The organism is Clostridioides sp. ZZV14-6154, assembly GCF_020657785.1.
GTDB lineage: Bacteria > Bacillota > Clostridia > Peptostreptococcales > Peptostreptococcaceae > Clostridioides.
Genome location: NZ_JAGWCY010000026.1, coordinates 1 through 2,864 on the forward strand (window position 1 = coordinate 1; position 2,864 = coordinate 2,864).

Consider the following 2,864-nt stretch of genomic DNA (forward strand, 5'->3'; position numbering starts at 1 on the left):
CCTACATGAAGCTGGAGTTACTAGTAATCGCAGATCAGAATGCTGCGGTGAATGCGTTCCCGGGTCTTGTACACACCGCCCGTCACACCACGGGAGTTGGAGACGCCCGAAGCCGATTATCTAACCTTTTGGAAGAAGTCGTCGAAGGTGGAATCAATAACTGGGGTGAAGTCGTAACAAGGTAGCCGTATCGGAAGGTGCGGCTGGATCACCTCCTTTCTAAGGAGAATTGCCTACTGTTTAATTTTGAGGGTTCGTTTTTACGAATACTCAATTAGCACTATAAGTAACGGAATAATCTGAGTGTATACGAAGGTTGTTCGTTGACGATGTGCGTTAGCACTTTGAAAACTGCATATATATTTAGTGATATGACATCTAATTTGTAATATATAAAGTTGATAACTTTTTAAAATTATCGAAGTTGATAGCTTCTAATCTATCAAACCTTTTTAACTGGTCAAGTTATTAAGGGTGCAGGGCGGATGCCTTGGCACTAGGAGCCGATGAAGGACGCGATAAGCTGCGATAAGCTTCGGGGAGTTGCACGTAAACTTTGATCCGAAGATTTCCGAATGAGGAAACTCACTTAGAGTAATGTCTAAGTATCATTAAGTGAATACATAGCTTAATGAGGGGAACTCAGGGAACTGAAACATCTAAGTACCTGAAGGAAGAGAAAGAAATTCGATTCCGTAAGTAGCGGCGAGCGAACGCGGAATAGCCCAAACCAATAAAGTTTTCTTTATTGGGGTTGCGGACATATCTTAAACGAAGAGGTATCGTAATTGAAGAGGTTTGGAAAGACCCACCACAGAAGGTAATAGTCCTGTATGTCAAACGAGAAAACTTCAGATATGATCCAGAGTACCACGGGACACGTGAAACCCTGTGGGAAGCAGGAGGGACCACCCTCCAAGGCTAAATACTACCTAGTGACCGATAGCGTATAGTACCGTGAGGGAAAGGTGAAAAGAACCCCGGGAGGGGAGTGAAATAGAACCTGAAACCCTGCACTTACAAGCTGTGGAAGCACATTTCTTGTGTGACCGCGTACTTTTTGTAGAACGGGCCAACGAGTTACGTTAAGTAGCAAGGTTAAGCACTTAAGGTGTGGAGCCGTAGCGAAAGCGAGTTTTAACTGAGCGTTCAGTTACTTGACGTAGACCCGAAACCGGGCGACCTACCCATGAGCAGGATGAAGCGAAAGTAAAATTTCGTGGAGGTCCGAACCCACGAGCGTTGAAAAGCTCGGGGATGACTTGTGGGTAGCGGTGAAATTCCAATCGAGCCCGGAGATAGCTGGTTCTCCCCGAAATAGCTTTAGGGCTAGCCTCAAGGTGAGAGATACGGAGGTAGAGCACTGAATGTCCTAGGGGGTATTGCACCTACCGAAGACTATCAAACTCCGAATGCCGTCATCTTATACTTGGGAGTCAGACTGTGGGTGATAAGATTCATAGTCGAAAGGGCAACAGCCCAGATCGTCAGCTAAGGTCCCTAAATGTAAGTTAAGTGGTAAAGGATGTGGGATTGCACAGACAACCAGGATGTTGGCTTAGAAGCAGCCACTCATTCAAAGAGTGCGTAATAGCTCACTGGTCGAGTGATCCTGCGCCGAAGATTTCCGGGGCTAAAACTTACTACCGAAGCTACGGCATCAGTAATGATGGGTAGGGGAGCTTCCCATACGGGTTGAAGCATGACCGTAAGGACATGTGGACAGTATGGGAGTGAGAATGTTGGCATGAGTAGCGAGATGTGGGTGAGAATCCCACAGGCCGTAAACCCAAGGTTTCCAGGGGAAGGTTCGTCCGCCCTGGGTTAGTCGGGACCTAAGCTGAGGCCGAAAGGCGTAGGTGATGGACAACAGGTTGATATTCCTGTACTACCGATAACCGTTTGAGAGATGGGATGACACAGTAGGATAAGCTAAGCACACTGTTGGTTATGTGTGCCCAAGCATTGAGGCAGTCAGAGTAGGTAAATCCGCTTTGACAATGCTGGGATGTGATGGGGAGCGAAATTTAGTAGCGAAGTAGCTGATTTCACACTGTCAAGAAAAGTCTCTATCGAGGTTAAAGGTACCCGTACCGCAAACCGACACAGGTGGGTGAGGAGAGTATCCTAAGGCCCGCGAGAGAACTGTTGTTAAGGAACTCGGCAAAATGACCCCGTAACTTAGGGATAAGGGGTGCCACCATACGGTGGCCGCAGAGAATAGGCCCAAGCGACTGTTTACCAAAAACATAGGTTTCTGCTAAGTCGCAAGACGATGTATAGGAGCTGACGCCTGCCCGGTGCTGGAAGGTTAAGGGGATCTGTTAGAGCAATCGAAGCAGTGAACTTAAGCCCCAGTAAACGGCGGCCGTAACTATAACGGTCCTAAGGTAGCGAAATTCCTTGTCGGGTAAGTTCCGACCCGCACGAAAGGCGTAACGATTTGGGCACTGTCTCAACAACAGACTCGGTGAAATTGTAATTCCGGTGAAGATGCCGGATACCTGCGACAGGACGGAAAGACCCCATGGAGCTTTACTGTAGCTTGACATTGGGTCTTGGTACTACATGTACAGGATAGGTGGGAGGCTTTGAAACCAGGACGCCAGTTTTGGCGGAGCCATCCTTGGGATACCACCCTTGTAGTACTGGGACTCTAACCATAGGCCATGAATCTGGTCTTGGGACACTGTCAGGTGGGCAGTTTGACTGGGGCGGTCGCCTCCCAAAAGGTAACGGAGGCGCTCAAAGGTTCTCTCAGTACGGTCGGAAATCGTACGTAGAGTGTAAAGGCAAAAGAGAGCTTGATTGCAAGACATACAGGTCGAGCAAGGATGAAAATCGGACTTAGTGATCCGGTGGTT

The 2,864-nt window shown here is 48.0% G+C and carries 2 rRNA genes; both read left to right on the forward strand.

What is annotated here, in order from left to right:
- Positions 1 to 219, forward strand: a 16S ribosomal RNA gene (locus KGF45_RS19385); the annotation flags it as partial.
- 239 nt (positions 220 to 458) lie between these two features.
- Positions 459 to 2,864 (forward strand): 23S ribosomal RNA (locus KGF45_RS19390); the annotation flags it as partial.